This is a genomic window from Vibrio sp. R10-SG3-ISO3 (assembly GCF_059834225.1).
In genome coordinates, this window is record NZ_JCBDHE010000048.1 from 1 (window position 1) to 23,022 (window position 23,022).

Annotated in this window: 20 protein-coding genes; 9 read left to right on the forward strand and 11 right to left on the reverse strand. The window is 47.9% G+C overall.

Annotated features, from left to right (window positions below):
- A partial coding sequence (locus AC6R1A_RS14840) for a PstS family phosphate ABC transporter substrate-binding protein (RefSeq protein WP_500646195.1) occupies positions 1-861 on the forward strand: 861 nt, incomplete at its 5' end.
- An 80-nt stretch (positions 862-941) separates the two neighbouring features.
- Here the strand turns inward: AC6R1A_RS14840 and AC6R1A_RS14845 are convergent.
- On the reverse strand, positions 942-1,454 hold the full coding sequence (locus AC6R1A_RS14845; RefSeq protein WP_500631151.1) for a glycine cleavage system transcriptional repressor: 513 nt from the start codon (positions 1,452-1,454) through the stop codon (positions 942-944).
- Positions 1,455-1,646: 192 nt separating this feature from the next.
- The gene (locus tag AC6R1A_RS14850; protein ID WP_500633330.1) at positions 1,647-2,537 is read right to left on the reverse strand and encodes a DUF3943 domain-containing protein; all 891 of its coding nucleotides are present in this window, start codon (positions 2,535-2,537) and stop codon (positions 1,647-1,649) included.
- A 179-nt stretch (positions 2,538-2,716) separates the two neighbouring features.
- On the opposite strand from AC6R1A_RS14850, the gene AC6R1A_RS14855 reads away from it, so the two are divergent.
- The gene (locus AC6R1A_RS14855; RefSeq protein WP_500633331.1) at positions 2,717-3,958 is read left to right on the forward strand and encodes a CinA family nicotinamide mononucleotide deamidase-related protein; all 1,242 of its coding nucleotides are present in this window, start codon (positions 2,717-2,719) and stop codon (positions 3,956-3,958) included.
- A gap of 229 nt (positions 3,959-4,187) precedes the next feature.
- Complete coding sequence (locus AC6R1A_RS14860; RefSeq protein ID WP_487903140.1) at positions 4,188-4,439, forward strand: hypothetical protein; 252 nt, start codon at positions 4,188-4,190, stop codon at positions 4,437-4,439.
- A gap of 189 nt (positions 4,440-4,628) precedes the next feature.
- Here the strand turns inward: AC6R1A_RS14860 and yfaE are convergent, their stop codons facing one another.
- From yfaE to ubiG, 4 genes are all read right to left on the reverse strand, one after another.
- Entirely contained in the window at positions 4,629-4,907 is a 279-nt protein-coding gene (gene yfaE, locus AC6R1A_RS14865; RefSeq protein ID WP_487903141.1) for a class I ribonucleotide reductase maintenance protein YfaE, read from the reverse strand.
- Positions 4,907-6,040 (reverse strand): class Ia ribonucleoside-diphosphate reductase subunit beta, encoded by a 1,134-nt coding sequence (gene nrdB, locus AC6R1A_RS14870; protein WP_500631148.1) that lies wholly within the window; start codon positions 6,038-6,040, stop codon positions 4,907-4,909. Before nrdB ends, yfaE begins: the two co-directional genes overlap by 1 nt.
- Positions 6,041-6,113: 73 nt before the next feature.
- The gene (gene nrdA / locus AC6R1A_RS14875; RefSeq protein ID WP_500633332.1) at positions 6,114-8,396 is read right to left on the reverse strand and encodes a class 1a ribonucleoside-diphosphate reductase subunit alpha; all 2,283 of its coding nucleotides are present in this window, start codon (positions 8,394-8,396) and stop codon (positions 6,114-6,116) included.
- 466 nt (positions 8,397-8,862) lie between these two features.
- Positions 8,863-9,570, reverse strand: coding sequence for a bifunctional 2-polyprenyl-6-hydroxyphenol methylase/3-demethylubiquinol 3-O-methyltransferase UbiG (gene ubiG, locus AC6R1A_RS14880; protein WP_500633333.1), 708 nt, complete (start codon positions 9,568-9,570; stop codon positions 8,863-8,865).
- A 282-nt stretch (positions 9,571-9,852) separates the two neighbouring features.
- Between ubiG and gyrA the strand changes: the two genes are divergently transcribed.
- Positions 9,853-12,486, forward strand: coding sequence for a DNA topoisomerase (ATP-hydrolyzing) subunit A (gene gyrA / locus AC6R1A_RS14885; protein WP_487903143.1), 2,634 nt, complete (start codon positions 9,853-9,855; stop codon positions 12,484-12,486).
- A gap of 194 nt (positions 12,487-12,680) precedes the next feature.
- Positions 12,681-14,564, forward strand: a complete 1,884-nt coding sequence (locus AC6R1A_RS14890) for a methyl-accepting chemotaxis protein (protein WP_500633334.1) — start codon at positions 12,681-12,683, stop codon at positions 14,562-14,564.
- Between the two features lie 96 nt (positions 14,565-14,660).
- Here AC6R1A_RS14890 and AC6R1A_RS14895 read toward each other — a convergent pair whose 3' ends face one another.
- The 3 genes from AC6R1A_RS14895 to AC6R1A_RS14905 all read right to left on the reverse strand — a co-directional run bounded on the left by AC6R1A_RS14895 (position 14,661) and on the right by AC6R1A_RS14905 (position 17,335).
- A complete protein-coding gene (locus tag AC6R1A_RS14895) occupies positions 14,661-15,764 on the reverse strand; it encodes a phosphoribosylaminoimidazolesuccinocarboxamide synthase (RefSeq protein ID WP_500633335.1) in 1,104 nt (367 codons plus the stop codon).
- A 216-nt stretch (positions 15,765-15,980) separates the two neighbouring features.
- Positions 15,981-16,373, reverse strand: coding sequence for a hypothetical protein (locus AC6R1A_RS14900; RefSeq protein WP_500633394.1), 393 nt, complete (start codon positions 16,371-16,373; stop codon positions 15,981-15,983).
- 260 nt (positions 16,374-16,633) lie between these two features.
- A complete protein-coding gene (locus tag AC6R1A_RS14905; RefSeq protein WP_500627666.1) occupies positions 16,634-17,335 on the reverse strand; it encodes a glycerophosphodiester phosphodiesterase in 702 nt (233 codons plus the stop codon).
- Positions 17,336-17,581: 246 nt separating this feature from the next.
- Here AC6R1A_RS14905 and AC6R1A_RS14910 point away from each other — a divergent pair, with 246 nt between their 5' ends.
- The gene (locus AC6R1A_RS14910) at positions 17,582-18,538 is read left to right on the forward strand and encodes a lactate/malate family dehydrogenase (RefSeq protein WP_500633336.1); all 957 of its coding nucleotides are present in this window, start codon (positions 17,582-17,584) and stop codon (positions 18,536-18,538) included.
- A 144-nt stretch (positions 18,539-18,682) separates the two neighbouring features.
- On the forward strand, positions 18,683-19,462 hold the full coding sequence (locus AC6R1A_RS14915; protein WP_500631140.1) for an MBL fold metallo-hydrolase: 780 nt from the start codon (positions 18,683-18,685) through the stop codon (positions 19,460-19,462).
- On the opposite strand, the gene AC6R1A_RS14920 is transcribed toward AC6R1A_RS14915, so the two are convergent.
- Together AC6R1A_RS14920 and AC6R1A_RS14925 are read right to left on the reverse strand one after the other, a co-directional pair.
- Positions 19,427-19,966 (reverse strand): lipocalin family protein, encoded by a 540-nt coding sequence (locus tag AC6R1A_RS14920; protein ID WP_500631139.1) that lies wholly within the window; start codon positions 19,964-19,966, stop codon positions 19,427-19,429. The genes AC6R1A_RS14915 and AC6R1A_RS14920 overlap by 36 nt on opposite strands.
- Positions 19,967-20,059: 93 nt before the next feature.
- The gene (locus AC6R1A_RS14925) at positions 20,060-20,284 is read right to left on the reverse strand and encodes a hypothetical protein (protein WP_500631138.1); all 225 of its coding nucleotides are present in this window, start codon (positions 20,282-20,284) and stop codon (positions 20,060-20,062) included.
- Positions 20,285-20,682: 398 nt separating this feature from the next.
- On the opposite strand from AC6R1A_RS14925, the gene AC6R1A_RS14930 reads away from it, so the two are divergent.
- Positions 20,683-22,299 carry an ATP-binding protein gene (locus AC6R1A_RS14930; RefSeq protein WP_500631137.1) on the forward strand — a complete coding sequence of 539 codons (1,617 nt, stop codon included), beginning with the start codon at positions 20,683-20,685 and terminating at the stop codon, positions 22,297-22,299.
- On the forward strand, positions 22,296-22,985 hold the full coding sequence (locus tag AC6R1A_RS14935; protein WP_500633337.1) for a response regulator: 690 nt from the start codon (positions 22,296-22,298) through the stop codon (positions 22,983-22,985). Before AC6R1A_RS14930 ends, AC6R1A_RS14935 begins: the two co-directional genes overlap by 4 nt.
- The last annotated feature ends 37 nt before the right edge of the window (positions 22,986-23,022 follow it).

Here is a 23,022-nt window from a genome sequence, read left to right on the forward strand (position 1 = left end):
AACGCATCGGCGCAAGACTCGATCACCGCAGTGGCGGTGGACAGTCATATGGTCTCTCTCATCGGTGCATTAACGGATGGCAAGTTTGAGCAGTTGGACATTCTTAGCCGAGAAAATATTCCTGCCGCTATGCTTAGCCGAGAAGTTAGGGTCGGTGTGAGCGCTCGTCGTTGGACGGACTTAGAAGTGGCCAAATTTGAAAAGCTCACCGGGTATCGTCCGACCGAGCTTTACTTTACCGCTGATGTGGTGGCCGTATTAGCCAACGAAGAGAACCCAAACCAAGAGGTGACATTGCAACAGCTCCGTGACGTTTTTGGTTGTAACGACGATGTCCTGCCTACGCGCTGGTCAACGTGGGGCAAAGAAGCAGAAACGCCGCTGATGCTGCCTTTTGCGGTGGATGAAGGTTTAAAACTCCATCATACCTTCCACGAGTGGGTCACGTGCAAGGAGGGCACCTATGCGGCGACGCAGTTTGTCGCGGATGAAGAGGGGCTGGAAGAGGCGCTGGATGATAACGAGCAAGCGCTAGCGTATGTGACCTATTCCAAACGTTGGCAAGAGGCGAATATCTTGTCGGTCGTCGATGACCGAGGTGATCGTTACGATGTGAATAAAGAAACCATCTTGTCGGGCCGTTATCCGCTGTCGAGTGTTTATTACTTGTATCTCGATTTGCCACCGCATCGAAATTACTTTTCACCGTCAGAAAAGCAGTTTATCGAGTTGGCACTGAGCCAAGAGCATCAATCGGTGCTCAATCGCTATGGTTTTATCAGTTTACCTGAACAGGCGATTTGGCGAAATTATGTCAAGCTAGGCTTAGAGCTACCTATCGTTGAGGGTGGTTATAAGTAACCATTTCACTGACACTAACTCATGCGATCTAAAAAGCCCCAAACGGGGCTTTTCTATTAATTGAGGCGGTGACAGTCCAATTAGGACTCGACCATGACGCGCGTATCTTCACTCAGCGATTCGAGTTCGTTGGCCACATCGTCAATGCTGATCTCCTGTGGCAATCGAATTGCCATGTTGGCGGTGAACAAACTCGAGCTCACTCCGCCACCGCCCGCAATAAAGACGCGTTGGCAATCCATGTCGAGAATATTAATACCTTGACCATCCAGTACGTGAGTGATCTCATTAACGATGCCGTTGCGATCGTTAGCGTCTAAACGGATTTGATAAATCGCATCCGAGGCATGAGCCGCAGTGTCTGAGTCGACAATTTGTACCAACAACTCATCATAAGATTGGAATGCGGCTTTGACGGTGTCTACGTTCTCCACCGGGACATCGACTTTGATCACGGCTGCGACTTGATCCTCAATAAAGTTCACTTTGCTAATCAGCCATTTACCGCCGTTCTCATGGGTAATGGCCGCAAGGTTTTTGATTGTGGTTGGCGTCGCTTTACCAACAAAATTGACAATAAATGTATGAGTCATAAGTGCCTCCTGCGTTCTTGGACGAAAACATATCGTCTCATTTCAGTGTAGGATCGCGGTAAAGTTGAGGTTTGACTTAGGTCAATTTTTCAAGCTAATACATTGTTGAAATTGAGAATATTGGTACTTCTGACACAAAAAAGCGACGCATGGCGTCGCTCGATGAAGAAGTGTGAACACGAGATGTTGGGTTTAAAACGTCACTTTAAGCTCAAAGCCGTAAAAGACGGGGTCATAGGTTGCGCCTGAATTGAGGGCAAACGTCGCGGCCTCTTGGTTACCAAACCACGGATTGCTCACGTACTGCCACTCTGCGCTGCCGCCCCAGGCGTCAGTCACCCAGCCATGAATATGGCCAACGGGGTTCAAGAAAAACAGTGTTACGTCACCCATGCCTTGGGACCCGAATACTTCACCGCCATCGGAGACGATACTTTGTTCTGCTTCAAACATCATCTCACCAACCACGGCGCCAAAGAATGGGGTGATGAACAGATCTTGCCAAGAGGGCACTTCCGCAAACGCTTCCACCCCGTACTCCCAGAAAAACGCTGACATCGTAGCGGAATAGAGGAAGGACTCAAACTCATTGAATCCAGCGTGACGCGCCGCAGTGTAGTAGACACCCCCAAAATAGGGGTGCATGACGTAATTGAGAAAATGCTCGTCACGATCCCAAACTGGACCATCAGAGACGTTGTCTTTCCACTTCTTACCCAAATTACTCAGGTCACGACTCTCTTCATCCCACTTAGTGATGGACTCAGGCAGTAGAGTCATCAGACCGACAGTGGCGACGCTGAGGCCTAAAATGGTGTAGGTTTGGCCCATCAAGTAATCCCAGTTTTTCTCACTTTGCACCGTAAGATAGCGTGGGCGAGGAGGCTCAGAGAGCTCAAGCTCATTTGCGCTCAGACTTAAGGTAAAAGGATCACCGCTTTGGTATTGGTATGAGTGCGCGTAGAAGGTATGGGGCTTTGCAGGGATATAACTCAACTCTATCGGCTGAATATCATGTTGGCTTCCTGCTGCGGCATAAGACGACGCCGTTAATAATAGTGCACCCACGCTTTTTCTAAACACATGAACTCCAAAGGGTTGTTATATTGATCGCGCTCACAATTATCCCTTATAGAGGGGAGAATGCAAACCAGTAAATGTCATAAATAAGAAACTAGGTGATATTAGTAATGTCTGTCACTATAGAGCGATAACAAAAAGATAAGTTTCACGCGCTGACGCTACCAAATAAAGGAATTCATATGTTAAAAATTGCCATGTTAAGTACTGGGGAAGAAGTGCTCCACGGAGACATCGTCGACACCAATGCCGCTTGGCTGTCTGAGCAGTTCTTTACACACGGATTTTCACTAGCTAAACGTTCTACCGTTGGTGATGAAGAAAGTGCCCTAGTGGAAGAGCTGTTGATGTTGAGCTTTAACTATGACGTGGTGGTGGTTAATGGCGGCCTCGGACCAACCAGCGATGATTTAAGCGCGCACGCAGCTTCGTTGGCTGCAGATGTGGAGCTTGTGCTGTATCCCGAGTGGCTTGATAAGTTGACGGCCTTTTTTGCTGCCCGCAACATGGCAATGCCCGAAAGTAACCGCAAGCAAGCGATGTTACCTAAAGGCAGTGTCTTACTCGACAATCCTATCGGCACGGCGTGTGGGTTTAAGGTCGTGATCAATGACTGCGTGTTTTATTTTACACCGGGTGTGCCGAGTGAATTTAAGCGCATGGTCAAAGAGCAAATCTTGCCTGATTTAAAACAGCAGCACCCTCAAGTGCAGGGGTACGAATGCAGTCGACTCTATACGTTTGGCACGTCCGAATCGGCGTTGTCTGACACGCTCGATAAAGTGTCATTACCTGAGGGGTACACTCTGGGCTATCGGTCTTACCTGCCTTTTATTGAGGTCAAACTCTTTGGCCCGAAAGGAGAGCTAGAGACACGGGTTAAGCTACTGCAACTGATCTTTAATCTCATTGAACCTAGTGTGGTGTCGGTAGATGAAACCATGCAAAAGCATGTCGCGTTTTTAATCGAAGAGCGTAAATCATCGATTGCGACCGCCGAGCAATCGACGTTTGGCGCGCTATCTCAGTGGTTGCACGCTGAGCCCGAGGCAGCGCAATACTGTGGTCATGGCTGGGTGATTGGTCATGCGGTCTCGGTGGGCGAGCAAAAAGAGGATTCATTAGCGGCGGCGTTCGCCTTGGCGGGGGCGACTCGCGAGAAATGCGCGACGGATGTCGCTATTGTGACGGGCAAGGTCATAGAGGGGGTGTTCTCCCTCGCACTATCGACTCCAGAAGGTGAATGGGGGCAGACGATGAAGTTCAATCGCCAATATGGCCGTCAGGATCAAATTACGATCATTACGACCACGGCTGCAGATATGCTCAGACGCTATTTGTCAGCGAAGCCCCTGTTTGCGAAATACAGCTCGTTATCTCGTGAAAAAGAGCTGTTCGTGCCACGAAATGCGCTCGAGAGTTAGTCAATAACAGTGAGTCTGTCAAATGACTCACTGTGTCACTTCTCCTTATCTTTATGAAAAGTAAGTTTATTTTTTACTCCCTCAGAATTAAACCTTTTAGAAGAAATCGTTCTAATGGTTAAACGGATGATTTTCAATAGAAGCGCTGTTTGTCTTACTTTTGCAACGTGCATTTAACAAAATTGATCGTAAACTGGAAATTCGGCAGGGTGTTGCAAAGGAGAGTGACATGTTTAATCAATCGAAGATCCTTATCTGGTATCAAGTGGCGAGCCAGAAAGTATTTCTTGGTGAAGCGCTCAGTGATGAGCATCACGATGTGATTTCTATGTGGCTCAACGCCCCAGAAGAGCTCACACCTAGAGAGAGTTTGGGCTATCGACTTTCACTGTTTGATGATGACGGAAGACAGATTGGTGACAAACCCGTCTCCATGATGACCGCCGATGAGTTTTTGTCCGGTATTCGTCTTCAGATGTAACCTCAATCTCGATAGCTCTCTGGGTTGCTCTGGTCTTTTCAGTGATTCAGTTTCGGCTGTTGAAGATTGGATATGAAGTGTCAAAATTGATAACAGCAGTAAAGAGTAAGGCCAGCATGACGCTGGCCTTAATGTTGTTGGGAATAGGATGGTGCTTGATGTCAATCGGTATGCGCTCACCAATCGCTGTTAAGCGCGTTTTTCCTTAAGGCGATAATTGACGTCAGCCACTTCCACATCCGACTTTGCTCTGCATATACAAGGCAAAATTTCATCACCCTGTGTATAAGCCATCGCAAAACCAACGTATTCCACCTCGCCTGAGACCAAGGTACAGCGGCACGCTCCACAGTGTCCATCTCGACAGTTATATTCAGGTTCCAGTCCGGCCTGTTCCATCGTCTCCAATATCGTGTTGGACGAATTGGATTGGATGGTGGTAATCGCGTTGATTTTGATACTGGGCATTACAGTTCGAAGTCCTTGAAGTCATCAGCACGTACGTCGCTGTCAATCTGACCGACAAGGTACGATGAGATCTCCGCTTCTTGCGGTGCGACTTGGACATTATCTGATGATAACCAAGCGTTGATCCAAGGGATCGGGTTCGATGTCGCATTTGGATAAGCGGCGCTCAGTCCGACAGCTTGCATACGAATGTTAGTAATGTACTCAACGTATTGGCAGAGGATGTCTTTGTTCAAGCCGATCATAGAACCGTCTTTAAACAGGTACTCAGCCCACTCTTTCTCTTGTTCCGCCGCGGCTTTAAACAGGTCGAAGCACTCTTGCTTACACTCTTCTGCGATCTGCATAAATGAGAAGTCATCTTGACCATTGCGAAGCAAGTTGATCATATGTTGGGTGCCAGTCAAATGGAGCGCTTCATCACGAGCAATCAACTTAATGATTTTCGCGTTACCTTCCATCAGTTCACGTTCTGCAAATGCAAAAGAACAAGCAAAGCTCACGTAGAAGCGAATGGCTTCCAATGCGTTTACAGACATCAAGCAGAGGTAAAGTTGCTTCTTCAAATTGTGTAGAGAAACCGTGACTTCTTCGCCTTTGATCTGATAAGTGCCTTCACCAAAACGGTGATAGTCGTTGGTCATCTGAATCAAATCATCGTAGTAGCGTGAGATGTCGTCCGCACGCTTCAAGATGTGCTCGTTTTCAACGATGTCATCAAACACGAGGCCTGGATCATTCACAATGTTACGAATGATGTGCGTGTAAGAGCGTGAGTGAATCGTTTCAGAGAACGACCAAGTCTCGATCCACGTTTCGACTTCTGGCAAAGAGACCAAAGGCAACAGCGCGACGTTAGGGCTGCGACCTTGGATCGAGTCAAGTAGCGTTTGGTATTTCAGGTTGGAGATGAAAATGTGTTTTTCATGTTCTGGCAGTTTGTTGTAGTCGATGCGGTCACTCGACACGTCGACTTCTTCTGGACGCCAAAAGAAAGAAAGCTGTTTTTCGATCAGTTTTTCAAATATCTCAAATTTCTGTTGGTCGTAGCGAGCGACGTTGACAGATTGGCCCAAGAACATAGGCTCTTTGAGTTGATCATTTTTAGTTCGGTTAAAAGTACTGTAAGCCATGATGCCTCAATTCCTTTTATGCCCCGAGACTCGGGGCATTAATTTGGTTAAACGTTGCAAATCCTAGTAAGCGTTAGATCTTACAACCGCCGCCTGCACAATCGTCGTCTTGCGGCTGAACGGCGTCTTTTTGGTCGTCGCTCGCGCCATCACGCGTGTTGTGGTAGTACAGGGTTTTAACGCCGTATTTGTACGCAGTCAGAAGGTCTTGCAGCAGTTTCTTCATTGGCACTTTGCCACTTTCAAAACGGCTTGGGTCATAGTTAGTGTTCGCGGAAATCGCTTGGTCAACGAATTTCTGCATGATGCCCACTAGGTGCAAGTAACCGTCGTTTGAACCAATATTCCAAAGCAGTTCGTAGTTGTTCTTAAGCGCAGTAAAGTCAGGCACCACTTGTTTCAAGATGCCGTCTTTTGAGGCTTTAACAGAGACATAACCACGCGGTGGCTCAATACCGTTGGTGGCGTTAGAGATCTGAGATGAGGTCTCAGAAGGCATCAACGCGGTTAATGTTGAGTTGCGCAGACCGTGTGTCATGATCTCTTCACGTAGGCCATCCCAGTCGTAGTGCAGAGGTTCATCACACACTAAGTCCACGTCTTTCTTGTACGTATCGATAGGCATGAGGCCTTTCGCGTAGTTGGTCTCGTGGAACGATGGGCATTTGCCTTGTTCTTTCGCCAGTGCAACGGACGCCTTAAGTAGATAGTACTGCATCGCTTCAAAAGTGCGGTGCGTCAGTCCGTTGGCGCTGCCATCCGAGTATTTCACGCCATTTTTCGCGAGGTAGTAAGCGTAGTTAATGACGCCCACACCGAGTGTACGGCGGTTCATGGTGGACTTATACGCCGCTGGTAATGGGTAGTCTTGGTAATCAAGCAGTGCATCAAGTGCACGTACGACCAAGTCAGACAACTCTTCGAAGTCATCCAGTGACTGGATAGCACCCAAGTTGAAAGCAGAAAGCGTGCAGAGCGCGATTTCGCCAGAATCATCTTCAACATTGCTCAGTGGCTTGGTCGGCAAGGCGATTTCAAGACACAGATTCGATTGGCGAACCGGCGCAACGCTGGCGTCAAAAGGACTGTGCGTATTACAGTGGTCGACGTTCTGAATGTAAATACGTCCTGTGGATGCGCGCTCTTGCATCAAGATAGAGAACATATCGATGGCTTTCACCGTTTCCTTCTTAATCGATGGATCGTTTTCGTACTTAACGTACAAACGTTCGAACTCATCCTGATCTTCGAAGAATGCATCGTACAACCCAGGGACATCAGAAGGAGAAAATAGGGTGATGTTGCCACCTTGAACCAAGCGTTGGTACATCAAGCGGTTAAGCTGAACGCCATAGTCCATGTGACGAACACGGTTCTCTTCGACACCGCGGTTGTTCTTTAGCACCATCAATGTCTGAGATTCGCGGTGCCAAATAGGGTAGAAGACGGTTGCTGCGCCGCCACGAACGCCACCCTGAGAACAGCATTTGACGGCGGTTTGGAAGTATTTGTAGAACGGGATACAGCCAGTGTGGAACGCTTCACCGCCGCGGATCTCTGAACCCAGAGCACGGATTCGACCTGCATTGATACCAATACCGGCGCGTTGTGATACGTAACGCACGATGGAGCTTGCGGTCGCGTTGATCGAATCAAGGCTGTCGCCACACTCAATCAGTACGCATGAACTAAATTGACGCGTTGGGGTACGTACACCCGACATGATTGGCGTAGGCAGAGAAATCTTAAATGTCGACGTCGCATCGTAGAATCGCTTGATGTAGTCAAGGCGCGTCTCTTTCGGGTAGTTTGCGAACAAACACGCTGCCACAAGGATGTACAAGAATTGAGCGCTCTCGTAAATTTCCCCTGTCACACGGTTTTGAACGAAATACTTACCTTCCAGCTGTTTCACAGCGGCATAAGAGAAGTCGAGATCGCGGCGGTGGTCGATGTAAGCATCAAGCTCATCTAGCTCAGACTTAGTGTAGTCCTCTAGGATGTGCTGGTCGTATTTACCCATATCGACAAGACGCGCAACGTGGCTGTACAGCGTTGGTGGCTCATATTGACCGTACGCTTTCTTACGCAGATGGAAGACGGCTAAGCGAGCGGCGAGGTATTGATAATCTGGCGTCTCTTCTGAGATAAGATCAGCGGCTGACTTGATGATGGTCTCATGGATATCAGAAGTGGTGATGCCATCGTAGAACTGGATGTGAGCGCGAAGTTCTACCTGCGACACAGAGACATTATCAAGGCCTTCTGCTGCCCAGGTAATCACTCTGTGGATCTTGTCCAGATCAATGTTTTCTTTGCTGCCATTACGTTTAGTAACGGTGAGTTGTTGGTTCATTCTGCTTCATTTCCCTAACAAAACTGATTAAAGCCGTGTTTATATGTAATTCTTGTAAAATTGATTCCAGCTTTGTGATCAAAATCATTCTATACATTGTAGTACAAACACAATATATAGGGGTGCATCGATGTGCGGGTTACAAGATAGAGCTATCGAAGACGGTTTTCAAGTTACAGTTTTGGGATGACTTGTGGATAACTGACAAAAATAGAAAAAACAGTAAGTGACTACTAACCGATGAGGAAAGGGCAAACAAGATTGTACAAAATTACCGTTTTGGAATCGGTTTAGAAGTAACCATAAACAAAAAAAAATTCCTTGATCTTTGCTAATTTTTTTTCTGCGTTTTTTGATGTGTTTAAAATGGAATCACGTGCACAAAAATCGACCTAAAAAGGCGGTGGACTTGTGTTACCGCCTAGGAGATGACCACTAGATGTTGTGCGCTGACGGGGTTCATCGATCAACGTTTTTGGGTGTGGACGATGTAGTTCACGTCGACATTAGTGCCTAATCGATAGCGATCAGTGAGCGGATTGTAGTGCAGCCCGGTAATGCCGAGTTCAGTAAGATCCGTTTGATCAATCATCTTGATAAGCTCAGATGGGCGAATAAATTTCTCATGCTCGTGGGTGCCTTCCGGCACGATTTTGAGGAGCTTCTCCGCACCGACAATCGCAAAAAGATAAGACTTGATATTGCGGTTAAGTGTCGAGAAGAAGACGTGACCACCTGGCTTGACAAGGCGAGCACAAGATTGCACAACGGAAAGCGGATCAGGAACGTGCTCAAGCATTTCCATACACGTCACAACGTCGTAACTTTGGGCATGGGTTTGCGCATGGTCTTCAATGGTACTCTGAATGTAGGTTAACTGAGTGCCGGTTTCCAAGGCGTGCAAGCGAGCGACTTCAAGGGGCTCTTTGCCCATATCGAGACCGGTTACTTCCGCGCCTTCTTTCGCCATGCTCTCAGCTAAGATGCCGCCGCCACAACCGACATCCAACACACGCTTGCCAAACAGCCCACTGGCCATGTCGAGCACATATTGTAGGCGTAGGGGATTGATTTGATGAAGGGGCTTAAACTCGCCTTCTAAATCCCACCAACGTGATGCCATATCTTCGAATTTCTTTATCTCTTTTGGATCGACGTTTTGTGATTGGCTCATAGTCATCTCTGTATCCATACCTAGGTTATTGGGCGACATTATACTCAATCATCTCCTTGGCACCATGAAAGGGCGCACTTTTCTGTATGGCTGGCTAAAAAGTAGTCATTAATCAGCAAGATAATTCATGAGTGTGCAATTTCTCAGCGTTTGATTCACAACCAAGCTCACAACCTGATAAAACGAGAGGGAAAGTAATGCCGAACTATTGATTTGTGTGTTATATTTTTGCACCTTAAACGTATTGTACATACGATCTATAAATAGAGGGATAATGGCTCTATGAGCGATCTAGCTAAAGAGATCACGCCCGTAAACATTGAAGATGAGCTGCGAGGTTCCTACCTAGACTATGCGATGTCAGTCATCGTTGGTCGTGCTCTTCCAGATGTGCGTGATGGCCTAAAGCCTGTACACCGCCGCGTGTTATTCGCGATGAACGTACTAGGTAATGATTGGAATAAACCATACAAAAAATCTGCCCGTGTTGTTGGCGACGTTATCGGTAAATATCACCCTCATGGTGACAGTGCTGTGTACGATACTATCGTACGTATGGCTCAGCCGTTTTCATTGCGCTACATGCTTGTTGATGGCCAAGGTAACTTTGGTTCTATCGATGGTGACTCCGCAGCAGCAATGCGTTACACCGAAGTGCGTATGGCAAAAATTGCCCACGAACTTCTCGCTGACCTAGACAAAGAAACCGTAGATTACGTGCCAAACTACGATGGCACAGAGCAAATCCCTGCGGTACTGCCGACAAAAATTCCTAACCTACTGGTGAACGGTGCCTCTGGTATCGCGGTAGGTATGGCCACCAATATTCCGCCTCACAACCTAGGTGAAGTGATTGATGGCTGTCTGGCTTACATCAATAATGAAGAAATCACGATTGATGAGCTTATGGACTACATACCGGGTCCTGATTTCCCGACTGCGGCGCTCATCAGTGGCCGCAAAGGCATTGTAGACGCGTACAAAACCGGTCGCGGTAAGATCTACATGCGTTCTAAAGCGGAAATCGAAGTAGAGAAGAATGGCAAAGAGACCATTATTGTCACTGAAATTCCTTATCAAGTGAACAAAGCTCGTCTGATCGAAAAGATTGCTGAGCTGGTTAAAGATAAGAAAGTGGAAGGCATCAGTGCACTGCGTGACGAGTCTGATAAAGACGGCATGCGCATTGTGATTGAATGTAAGCGCGATGCAGTAGGCGAAGTGGTGCTCAACAACCTCTACGCACAGACTCAGCTGCAAACGACTTTCGGTATCAACATGGTGGCTCTAAATAACGGCCAGCCACAGCTATTCAACCTAAAAGACATGTTGAAGTGCTTCGTTGACCACCGTCGTGAAGTGGTCACTCGTCGTACTATCTTCGAACTACGCAAAGCACGTGAACGTGCGCATATCCTTGAAGCGCTATCCCTTGCGCTTGCAAACATCGATGAAGTTATTGAACTGATCAAAAACGCACCAACACCAGCAGAAGCGAAAGTGGGCTTGGTATCGCGTGGTTGGGATTTGGGTAACGTTGCATCAATGCTTGAGCGTGCTGGTACTGATGCCGCACGTCCAGAATGGCTAGAAGATCAATACGGTATCCGTGATGGTCTGTACTACCTAACAGAAACTCAAGCGCAAGCCATTCTAGAACTTCGTTTACATCGTCTAACCGGTCTAGAGCACGAGAAGATTCTTGATGAGTACAAAGCGCTTCTAGATGAAATCGCGGAGCTTATGCACATCCTGGCTAGCACTGAGCGCTTGATGGAAGTTATCCGTGAAGAGTTAGAAGCGGTACGTGATGGTTACGGTGATCCTCGTCGTACAGAAATCACAGCGGCCACCCATGACATCGATATGGAAGAGCTGATTGCTCGTGAAGACGTAGTGGTAACCCTGTCTCACGAAGGTTATGTGAAATATCAGCTACTGAGTGATTACGAATCTCAGCGTCGTGGTGGTAAAGGTAAGAGCGCCACCAAGATGAAGGAAGAAGACTTTATTGAGCGTCTGCTTGTCGCCAATACGCATGACAATATTCTCTGCTTCTCGACTCGCGGTAAGACCTACCGTTTGAAGGTGTACCAATTGCCTCAAGCGACACGCACAGCGCGTGGTAAGCCAATCGTTAATATTCTGCCTCTTGAAGAGGGAGAGCGTATTACCGCTATTTTGCCAGTTGATGAGTTCTCGGCAGACAAATACATCTTCATGGCGACAGGCGATGGTACAGTGAAGAAAACGTCACTGGATCAATTCGCCAATGTTCGTTCAAATGGTCTGATTGCAGTGAACTTGCGTGATGACGATTCACTGATTGGTGTGGATATCACTACCGGCGAAAGCGACATTATGCTGTTCTCTAAAGCGGGCAAAGTGGTGCGCTTTAGTGAAGATAAAGTCCGTGCGATGGGCCGGACCGCAGCAGGTGTGCGCGGTATGAAGCTAGCGGATGATGACCAAGTGGTGTCACTGATTGTTCCTGCGAACGAAGGCGATATCCTCACTGTGACGCAAAACGGCTACGGTAAGCGTACTGAATTGGCGGAATACCCAATTAAAGGTCGCGCAACCCAAGGTGTTGTCTCTATCAAAGTCTCTGAACGTAACGGCCCAGTCGTTGGCGCTGTTCAAGTAGAAGAAGGCGATGAGATGATGATGATCACCGATGCCGGTACACTGGTACGTACTCGTGTGGCGGAAGTGAGCCAAGTCGGTCGTAACACACAAGGTGTGACTCTGATCCGCACCGCTGAAGATGAATCGGTCGTTGGATTACAACGTATCGATGAAATCGAACAAGCAGACATCATCGATGGCGAAGATGCTGAGCAAGATGAGTCAGCACAAGTGAGCGCGCCAACTGACGCACCGGATGTGAATGACGGTGATGACGAGCAAGTGTAATCTTACTCTGTTACGTTGATAAAGAAAGCCGAGGTTAATCCCTCGGCTTTTTTGATCGATTAAAAATTGGCGTCAAAAATATATCGTTATAACAATAGTTTAGCTAATTGATGAGCGAAATTTAATTCACGTGCATAGGTGCTATTTTGCCTATAGAATGCGCGCGATGTTTATTTACTCACTCAATGCGAACCATGAAGTTATCACTCAAACAAAAACTCATTATTGCTAGTTTGTCGGCCGTTGTTTTGATGGCCAGCGTCTTGACTTGGCTGTCTGCCCAGCAACTTGCCAATCAAACTCATCAAGGTGTACAAGACCGTGCAGAAAGTATCGCCAATGCGGCGACCTCAGGTATTGCCGACTGGATAGCGATCCGTAAGGATATTGCGTCTGCCTTCAATCAATACGTGGGCGAAGAGAATGTTGTGCCTTATCTGCAACAAGCAAGCAATGCTGGTGGCTTCGACGACATTTTCTACGGCACACCGAAAGGAGAGATGTTCCGTTCTCACCCTGAGCGCAATCGTGCCGACTACGATCCGCGAGTCAGACCTTGGTATATCGATGCCAAGAATGCAGGACGCCAGATGATCACCACGGCTTACCAAGATGCAATCACTAATGCGCTGCTTGTGACGATCGCTCAGCCGATTACGCAGGGTACGCAGCTACTCGGCGTGGTTGGCGCCGATGTGCTGATTGATCAGCTGATTAACGACGTCATCAACCTTAATGTAGGCAAAAATGCGCACGCGATGTTGATTGATACACAAGATGGTAATTTCCTCGCTCATCCTGATAAAACCTTGCTGCTCAAACCGGTCAGTCAGTTGTTCGACCGATTATCTTTGCAAGACATCAAACAAGCAGCAGACGAGGGATCGATACATCGATTACATCAAGGCAATCAAGAGAAGCTGTACTATTTCAAATCCGTTGCCCACACTCCTTGGATTTTTGCTATTGAAATGGATGTGACGACTGAAGAAGCGGCGCTCAATCAGTTGATGATCAAGCTGGTGGTGACGTCACTGGTGATCACGGCAGTGGTCATCGCACTGGTCTCTTGGTTGGTGAGCTTCCTATTCCGCGACTTAGTGCGCGTGTCGACCGCGTTGGAAGCCATTGCGTCAGGCGAAGGGGATTTAACTCAGCGTCTAGAGCCAAGAAGTGACGATGAAGTGGGTCAACTGGCGGCAAACTTTAATACGTTTGTCGGCAATATGCATGCGATGGTATCGAAGCTGAGCCTTGTGTCTGCCTCATTGTCTGAGCAATCGAAAAGCACAGCACGAAATGCCGCGCAGCGAAGTGAACGAATTCGTTTGCAGCAAGATGAGATCAACATGGTCGCCACAGCCATCAACGAGATGGCGGCCGCGACGCAAGAAATTGCCGGCAACGCGGACCACACAGCGCAGAACTCTACCCAAGCGGTGTCAGCCTGTATGCAAGGTGGTAAACAAGTGGTGCAAACGCAAAGCTCGATTCAGAACCTGGCTAATGAAGTTCAAGTGGCGACAAAAGTCATTCAAGAGTTAGAAGTCCATGGCAACAGCATCAATACCATTCTTTCGACGATTCAAGATATCGCAGAGCAGACAAATTTGCTCGCCTTGAATGCGGCCATTGAAGCCGCTCGCGCTGGTGAGCAGGGTCGTGGGTTTGCGGTCGTTGCCGATGAAGTGCGCGTGCTTAGCCAACGCACACACTCATCGACCAAAGAGATCCAACACATGATTGAGACGCTGCAAGGCACCACGCTAAAAGCGGTGGGCATCATGCGTGATAGTGGACAATTAGCGGGAACCAGTGTTGAAGACGCGGATTTGGCGGCACACAGCCTCACTGATATTCAACATGCGGTCGAGCGTATTAGCGATATGGCGACTCAGATCGCCTCAGCGGCAGAAGAGCAAGCCTCGGTGACGTCAGAAATCACGCGTAATACGGTTGGTATTCGTGATGTCTCCAATGAATTAGCCGATGAAGCGCATGACGCTGCGGCGCAAGCAAGACAGCTTTCCGAACTCTCACTTGAGCTTGAACAAGAGATAAAGCGTTTTAAGCTCTAAGCGATGAGATGAAAAGCCACTAAGTAGAGATATCATTGTTAAGATAAAACAACGCCCAGCTTAGCTGGGCGTTGTCGTTTCAGTCGAACAGGTCACTTAGTCAATGAGACCGTAGTCTGCGGCAAGAATGTCGATGATCTCTTGCTTAGGATTATCGCTGAGCGTAATCGCTTTGCCGGTGATCTTTTCTGCGATACCTGTGTAGGTCTTTGAGATGTCCATCAACGCAGAGAGAGGAAGGGCATTATCACGAGCTAGGGCTTCACGCTCAGGCATGCGATCTTTATTGAGCAAGATGTCTGGGTCAGGGAAGTGGTTTAGCAAGAATTGGCGGAAACCTTCTTTTGAGTTCTCGACAATATTGCCGGCTTGGTATTGCGCTTCATCCCAAATACGTGAAGAGTCCGGTGTCCCCACTTCATCCATGTAGATGACTTTTTCCTGACCCGCCGCGTCGGTGACGTAACCAAACTCAAATTTGGTATCAACAAAGATTTGACCGACTTTCGCTAGCGCAGAGCTAATAACGCCAAAGCCTTCACTGAGTAGCTTCTCATAAAGCGCGATGTCGCTTTGCTTTGAGAAGTTAAACGCGGCAAAGTTCTCCTCAATGTTACGGCGACTGATGTTAACGTCGTCCGCTTCTGGTACACCAGGGATGCCACGCAGAATGCCTTTAGTGGATGGCGTCATAAGTAGCTCTGGAAGCGCTTTGTCTTTCTCTAAGCCCTCAGGTAGTGTGATACCACAAAACTCGCGCTCACCTTTTTCGTAAGCACGCCACATTGAACCGGTGATGTATTGGCGGCAGATGGCTTCGATCATGATGGGCTTGGCTTTTTGCACGATCCAAACCAGTGGGTGAGGAATGTCGAGAATGTGGCTGTCTGCGAGCCCATTGTCTTTAAACAGTTGGAACCAGTGGTTGGAGATGGCGTTTAACGCCGCCCCTTTACCTGGCACGCCTTTTAGATTCCCTTCACCGTGCCAAATGCAGTCAAACGCGGAGATACGGTCACTGATCACCATAATTGCTAGTGGTGCGTCAGGCGACACGTCGTAACCTTTTTCTTCGATAAGGCGTCGGCTATCGGCTTCGGTTAGCCAATACACAGAGCGGACTTTACCACTGTGAACCGGTTTATCAGTGCGGATGGGAAGATCGTCATTAACGGCGAGAACTTGTTCTGCGAGACTCATTTAGACATTCCTATAATTTGTCAAAAATGGTTGATAAGCCATGAAGGCCCTTCATTTGCAGAGCATGATACCAGAACTTTTTCTCTGTTCCAGATAAAAAGCAAACGTTTGCTTGTTTTTAAGTTGAATGAGTTAGGCCTTGGTTTCAAATCAAGAAACCGCGAAAAGAAACGCCTCTTATCACAACGATAGGAGGCGAAGCAGTGAGGTTTCGATTTAGTGGTAGTGATGCATAGACGCATCAACAAAAAAGACTTCACACTGATGTTGCTTGGCCAGTTCTTTCAATAGTCGCTGTTCGATAAGAGAGAGCTCACTTGAGGCAACCACCGCACTGGCGTTACCTGATTGAATCGCTTTGGTCACAATATCGACTTCCGACTGAATTTGCGATGGCTTCATGTGGATGATTTGATTGCAACGCACTTGATGTGAGGACAGTTGAGCAAAATCTGGACGTGGGCATTTACCTGTAAATAGAATCCACTGTTTCTGCTGTGACAGATCAGCCAGTCGTTCAAGGCTGGTGTCATCCAAAGACAGAGGCTGGGTAGACTGAGCCAACACATTAAACTTTGAGTAGCCGTGACGAGGTGTTTGAACTGAAATCATAATACTGTCCTTTCATACATGCTGTATGTGTATACAGTAGTTTTGTTGTGGCGAAGACGCAAGCATTTTTTGCGCGCAAAATGAGCGGGTCAGGTAGGTTAATAAAAGGGGGTTGTTTTCTAACTATCTGATAAGTAGTTAAATTATATTGGTTTGATAGGTTGAATGAGAGCTTTGAAAAGGTGCAGAAAATGTGATGGGTGACTCACTCTACTCAGCAGGAGGCCAAGTAGAGGCGAACAGGGTGAGAAGAGGTGCTAGAGAAAACGTTCTGGATAGTCGCTAAAAATACCATCCAATTGAGAAAGGTGTTTGAGTCGTTTCGGATTATTGATGGTGTAGCACCACACTTCATACCCGGCATCTTGTAGTTTTGAGACGGTAGACTTGGTCGCCCATGTTGCGCCAATATTGCAGCCTGTCGCCTCCACCTCTTTGAGAAGTCGCCAATCCTTGCGCTTCAATCGCTCGGTAAGTAAAGCGCGTCGACACTGAGGAATTTGCTTTGCTAACTCGCGCATCACGTCATGGCTAAAACTCGACAAAATAATGCGCTCTAGCGGTATTGAGGTCGCATTGAGCGTAGAGGCCAATAGCGCGCATACCGATTGGGCGTCGTGGGTATCAACTTTCACTTCAATATTCAGCTTGATGTCGCTGGGTTCAATAAGTGTCAGTAGCTCTTCAAGGGTTAACAGGGTTTGTGGTGTCACTTGACCTTCATGGCGCGCCGCAAAATTGAGCTGTTTGAGCGCACTGAGGGTCAAGGTGTCGACTCTGCCTGTACCATTTGAGCAACGGTCAACAGTATGGTCGTGACACACGACGAGATGACCGTCTTTGCAAGGCTGCACATCGACTTCAACCCAAGTAAGGCCAAGATCTATCGCCGCTTGAATGCTGGCGGTGGTGTTTTCTGGATAGTGTCCTGCCACGCCGCGGTGGCCAATAATGAGCATATCTGATTCTCAACGAAGTTGTTTGGTCTGAGAATACGCGTCATTGAGTGGATGTGGTAGTCATTTTGATCTCTAAGTTGTGCTCGCTCTTTCAACAGATTGCGATTAATTCTACTGGTTTTTATGCCATTAACGATATTTTTATCTAATATTTAATTTGAAGATAAAATTAAATTGGAAAAAAGAGGTTTCAGACGATTAGAATACGCCCAGAGCACTAAATTTGATTGGAACAAGGAAGAGAGCATGAAGATCGGAGTGATCGGCGCTGGCGCAGTGGGTGTGGGTGTCTGTAATTATCTACTGACATTGGGCAGTATTAGTGAACTGGTGTTGTTGGATCAGAATCTAGCAAGGGCGGAAGGGGAAGCGTTCGATTTTCGCCATACTGCCGCGCTAACATTCACAAAAAATACCCACATTGTGCCGACCGATGACTATCTCAGTTTGATTGGCGCAGACATTGTCGTGATTACCGCGGGCGCGCAGATTAAGCAGGGGCAGACTCGAATTGATTTGGCAGAAATCAACGCCAAAATTGGTGTTGATATCGCGAGGAATGTTGAGCGCGTCGCACCGAACGCGATACTCATCGTGGTCTCCAACCCTTGTGACATTGTCACACACTTTATCACAACCAATACTGGCTACACGGCGGAGAAAGTGATCAGCAGCGGTTGTGTGATTGATACCGCACGTTTGATGAGTATTGTGGCTAACCGCGTCAACTTAGATCCTAAAAACGTTTTCGGTTATGTTCTTGGTGAGCATGGAAGCAACTGCTTCACCCCCAAGAGCTTAATTTCGATCGCCGGACAACCTGCAGATTATTACTGCGATACACACAAAATGCCTCGTATTTGCGCGGATGAACTGCTTGAATCGGTCAAGCAAGCGGGTTACGAGATATTTAAGCGCAAGCAAAACACCACACACGGTATTGCCGCGAGTGTGTTCCGGGTTATTCAAGCCATTATGATCAATGAACGCTCGGTGTTGCCGGTTGCGACCTTGATACAAGGGGATTATGGCCTCGACAATGTTGTGCTTAGTTTGCCAACCGTCGTCGGGCAAAATGGTGCCCAAGCGATTTTGCAACATCCCTTTACTCAAGATGAGCTCAGTACGCTCCATGCGGTGGCGGATAACGTCACGAAAATCGTTGAACAAGTGGCGGCGCAAACAGGTTTGAATGCCCGTTAACGGGGTACTCTTTGCAAGATCACAACCTGTCTCGCTACTGGCTTGAAAAAGAGGATTGGGCTCACAGCTTAGAGTTTTTACTCTTTGCCAAGAGTAAGACGCTGCTAATTTATAATGTGAATACATTGTTAAATTAGCAGCGTTATGCACATTCATACCATTGAAGGTTATATTCAAACCATCTATCTCGCTGAGTATCCCGACAAACTCTTGCTTCTTGACGGCGCTAGTCGAGCCGACATTACCTACTTGTGCCAGTTCATTGAGCAGCAACTTGCGCGTCCTCTGTGCGATCTGAAAGTCGTTGTGGTGACACACATGCACCCCGATCATGCGGGTGCGGCGCATCGTCTTAGAGCATTAACGGGGTGCCAGATAGTTTCTGCCGACAAAAAGACCCATTGGTATCAAGGGTGGTCGGGTGGGGCGATGTTTTTGTCTGACTTGCTACTCGCATTATGGGTAGCGGGCAGAATGAAAAAAGCACGCGTCAACCTCTGGTATGACCGTTACCTCAAGCCTGATAGCGTAGTCAACGAAGGGGACCAGATACCTGGATTTCCAGATTGGACGATTCTAGAGACGCCAGGCCACACTGATCGGGACCTCTCTTTGTGGCATGAGCCCACACGGCTACTCTATGTGGCGGACTTAATGGTGGAAGTGAAACAGCACCTAATCTCACCTTTTCCAATCTTTTATCCTAATTATTATCGGCGTTCCGTCGAGCGGGTTTTCAAGCTAAACCCAGAGACTTTGCTCGTTGCTCATGGTGGCTCGGTGACTTTCGATGAGAGTGCCTATCGGCACCTTATCGCGACCACGCCCACCACTCCCTCAACGCACTGGAGGGCAACAAAAACCAAGTTACGCGCAGTGCTAAAAGGCCTATTCGCTCAGGTCACCATGAAAAGGAAACAGTAACTGTTCTGTGTCAAAGCCAGCGGATTGGGCAATCCTGACGTATTTATTGAGCTTGTACGTAGGCAAATCAGGCTCTCTGGCGAGAATCCATAAATAGTCTCGATTGTAACCGCTGACGACCGCAGCTGAATAATCCTCTTCTAAATAGAACACCACATAACTGCCGTAAAACGGTCCAAAGAAAGAGACTTTGAGGTGCCCAATCTCCTCTCCATCGACAAACTTGGCGACACCTATCGCTTCTTTCCACTGGTTATCTTCATCGTTCCAGCCACGATTGATCACTTGCACGCTGCCATCATCATTGAGCGAGTATTGTGCGCTGACATGGCTGAGGCCCCGTTCAAAGCTGTGATCAAGCCGAGCAACCTCATGCCATGTGCCAAGATAGCGCTCGAGAGAAAACTCATTGACAGGCGCGATGCCGGTGGGTGTCGAAACACAACCTGACAACAGTGAGATCAGTACCGCAAATAGCGCCAAAATACGGGGATGAAGGGTCATGTTACACCTCTCGTTGTGGATAGAGTGCATTGAAACAAAAAGAGAAACCGGATGGTTTCTCTTAAGTATGGTGCATTCATCGAGTAATGACGATCATTTTGAGTCTAAGCAGACAAATTCGGCTCGCCAACGCAGACGATCCGAGCTGCTCATGGTCGCAAGCAGCTCTTTACCCGACAATTGGGGGTAGGCATGTTTGATGCGATCTTGTTCACCAGAAGGGCAAGATTCATAAGCACGAACGTGAGTGAACGTACCAGTGAGATGGTTTGAAAGTAGCGCTTTTGAAAGGCAGAAGCCGTACATATCCTTTTCCATGTCCAACGTTCCTATCTGTTGAGCAGCATCGAATCTTGTGCGTGAGTCGCTTCTTTTAAACGGTGTGCTGCAGGTTAGCCAATGACGATTACCACTGAGTGTTCAAATAGTATACAAAACAAATGCGGTTTTAGTGCATAAAACGTTCTAAAAACGGTTTGATCTTAATCAACGAAAAGGAGGTTAATAACTGAATAAACATGAAGTGAACTCAAAAAAGCAACCTTGCGGCTAAAAAATCACCAAGTCATTAGCATTTTGATCTCAATTCACTTGGGGAATTCACAGTTTGGATGAGCGCCAGTCGTCCAATACTGGCATCGATGTTAGCCTTAAAATGTCTCATTATAGGAAGGTCTCTTGATCGCAGCGACACGCGATCGGCAGTGAGGAAAAGTATGAATTGGAGCAGTATCAGCTTTCGCAAACGGATGCTGATGATCATGACATTATCTGGGCTAATCGAATTGCTCTTGCTCTCGGCCGCCGGCTTTATTTACATCAAGCATTCGCAAGAAGAAGAGATGGGCTTGAAGGCGCTTGGGGTGGCCTCTTTTCTTGCCAAATCACCGATTGTGATTGAAATGATTGAAACCGGCCAAGTGCAAAGTCAGCAGCGCTATCGTGATTTGACCCAGTTGATTGGCGCCGCGTTTATCGTGATCGGCGACAAGCAAGGTATGCGTTTGGTGCACCCAGTCGATGATCGAATTGGTAAGCCAATGCGCGGTGGTGACAACAAGCGCGCTTTGGTCGACGGGGAGGCGTACATCTCGTTCGCCAAAGGGTCACTGGGTTACTCAGTGCGGGGTAAAACGGCGGTGTTCAATCAGCACGGTGAAATCATCGGCGTTGTGTCTGTCGGGTATTTGATTGACCGGCTTCAAGATAGGATTGAACCATTCCTGTTCTTCTTGATTGTGATGGCATTGATTGTGGTCGGTGCGAACGCCTTGGTCTCTAGCTATGCATCACGGCGCTTTCAAAAAGCGATATTGGGGTTTGAGCCCGAAGAGATTGGCCGACTTTATGTCGAGTTGGATGTGACACTGGAAACCCTTAAAGAGGGCATTTTGAGTATCGATGGGGCCGGTAAACTGCGCTCAATCAATAAAAGTGCCTGCCAAATTTTAGGTTTGGATAAACAGGCATGTTTGAATCAGCCACTCAGTGAAGTATTGCCACACAGTGACTTACATACTGTGTTGACGACTGCTCGCACCGATAACGACATCAATCTTTACCTCAATAATAAACGTCTTATTGCCAATCGCAGCCCGATTATATTGGATGGCCAGGTGGTCGGTGCGGTGTCCAGTTTCCGCTTGCGTGACGACATCACCGATTTAACTGAGCAATTAGCCAAAACCAAAGAGTACGCAGAGATGCTCCGCTCTCAAACGCATGAGCATCGAAACAAGCTCAACACCATCAGCGGCATGGTGCAAATGGGGGAGTTAGAGGGAGTGCTTGCATTGATTGGCCAAGAGACTGAGCATTATCAAGTCTTAATCGAATTTTTACGCGAGACGGTTAAAGAGCCGCTAATCGCGGGCATGTTGCTTGGCAAAACCGAGCGCGCGCGCGAGCTTGGATTAGAGTTGACGGTAGAAGAAGGCACAAGACTCGAGCCGTTACCAAAGCGAATCAATGCCGAAGACATAGTCACCATCTTAGGTAATTTGATCGATAACGCGTTCGATGCCGTGCGTGAGGCAATTAGCCAAGAAGGGCAATTAGCCCAATCGAGGCGCATCATAGAAGTGTCGATCAGTGATTATGGTAACGAGATCATTCTTGAGGTGAGCGATCAAGGTTGCGGCCTACCGGCACATCTAAGTAAAGAGGAGCTCGTTCAGCGCGGCGTGTCGAGTAAAGACCAATCCAATCGCGGGGTCGGATTATACTTAGTGAATGAGCTCTCTACACGTTACCACGGACAGTTAGATATTACCGATAACAAGGATTTTGGCACCAGAATGACAGTCTATTTACCAAAGGAAGAGCGAGGATGAGTTCGGCGATTCGAATCATGATTGTGGAAGATGACTTAGCCATCGCGCAGCTTCACCAACGTTATCTCGATCAGATGGGCGGCTTTGAGGTTATTGGTATCGCGACAAGTAAAGTGGAGGCAGACATGCAACTCGATCTGCTGACCCCCGATCTCGTGCTGCTCGACGTTCACTTGCCTGATGGAACGGGGTTGGATATTTTGCGTGAATTGCGCGCAAAACAGCGCCAGTGTGACGCGATTTTGATCACGGCGGCGCGCGATGTTGAAACCTTACAACAGGCGATGCGCGGTGGTGTGGTGGATTACTTGCTCAAACCCGTCGTCTTTTCGCGCTTAGAAGCGGCATTGAGCAAATATCGAGATAGGCAGCAACAACTGACGCACAGTGACGGTATCGATCAACGCTTAGTGGATAAAATGCTGCAAGCATCCACACCCGCGACGTCCAATGTGGCCCGATTGCCAAAGGGAATTGATGCCGTCACGTTGGATAAAATTCGTGCACTGTTTAAGCAAGTCGAGAGTTTGACCGCGGATGAGGCGGGCGAGCAGATTGGCGCAAGCCGAACCACAGCTCGGCGCTACTTGGAACATTTAATCAGTACGGGTGAGCTGACGGCGGATCTCAACTACGGCACGGTCGGGCGTCCTGAGCGCTGCTACAAATCTGCTGCGGCGGAATGAAGTTGTGGTAAAGTATTGAAAAGTTAAGCTATTGGTG

What these genes read in the sequence shown, in the direction of transcription:
- AC6R1A_RS14895 (WP_500633335.1), bottom strand. Translation starts at nt 15,764, where the DNA reads ATGAGTCTCGCAGAACAAGTTCTCGCCGTTAATGACGATCTTCCCATC.
- AC6R1A_RS14920 (WP_500631139.1), bottom strand. Translation starts at nt 19,966, where the DNA reads ATGACCCTTCATCCCCGTATTTTGGCGCTATTTGCGGTACTGATCTCA.
- AC6R1A_RS14915 (WP_500631140.1), top strand. Translation starts at nt 18,683, where the DNA reads ATGCACATTCATACCATTGAAGGTTATATTCAAACCATCTATCTCGCT.
- nrdB (WP_500631148.1), bottom strand. Translation starts at nt 6,040, where the DNA reads ATGGCTTACAGTACTTTTAACCGAACTAAAAATGATCAACTCAAAGAG.
- AC6R1A_RS14845 (WP_500631151.1), bottom strand. Translation starts at nt 1,454, where the DNA reads ATGACTCATACATTTATTGTCAATTTTGTTGGTAAAGCGACGCCAACC.
- nrdA (WP_500633332.1), bottom strand. Translation starts at nt 8,396, where the DNA reads ATGAACCAACAACTCACCGTTACTAAACGTAATGGCAGCAAAGAAAAC.
- AC6R1A_RS14910 (WP_500633336.1), top strand. Translation starts at nt 17,582, where the DNA reads ATGAAGATCGGAGTGATCGGCGCTGGCGCAGTGGGTGTGGGTGTCTGT.
- AC6R1A_RS14855 (WP_500633331.1), top strand. Translation starts at nt 2,717, where the DNA reads ATGTTAAAAATTGCCATGTTAAGTACTGGGGAAGAAGTGCTCCACGGA.
- ubiG (WP_500633333.1), bottom strand. Translation starts at nt 9,570, where the DNA reads ATGAGCCAATCACAAAACGTCGATCCAAAAGAGATAAAGAAATTCGAA.
- AC6R1A_RS14930 (WP_500631137.1), top strand. Translation starts at nt 20,683, where the DNA reads ATGAATTGGAGCAGTATCAGCTTTCGCAAACGGATGCTGATGATCATG.
- AC6R1A_RS14890 (WP_500633334.1), top strand. Translation starts at nt 12,681, where the DNA reads ATGAAGTTATCACTCAAACAAAAACTCATTATTGCTAGTTTGTCGGCC.
- AC6R1A_RS14860 (WP_487903140.1), top strand. Translation starts at nt 4,188, where the DNA reads ATGTTTAATCAATCGAAGATCCTTATCTGGTATCAAGTGGCGAGCCAG.
- AC6R1A_RS14905 (WP_500627666.1), bottom strand. Translation starts at nt 17,335, where the DNA reads ATGCTCATTATTGGCCACCGCGGCGTGGCAGGACACTATCCAGAAAAC.
- AC6R1A_RS14935 (WP_500633337.1), top strand. Translation starts at nt 22,296, where the DNA reads ATGAGTTCGGCGATTCGAATCATGATTGTGGAAGATGACTTAGCCATC.
- AC6R1A_RS14925 (WP_500631138.1), bottom strand. Translation starts at nt 20,284, where the DNA reads ATGGAAAAGGATATGTACGGCTTCTGCCTTTCAAAAGCGCTACTTTCA.
- yfaE (WP_487903141.1), bottom strand. Translation starts at nt 4,907, where the DNA reads ATGCCCAGTATCAAAATCAACGCGATTACCACCATCCAATCCAATTCG.
- gyrA (WP_487903143.1), top strand. Translation starts at nt 9,853, where the DNA reads ATGAGCGATCTAGCTAAAGAGATCACGCCCGTAAACATTGAAGATGAG.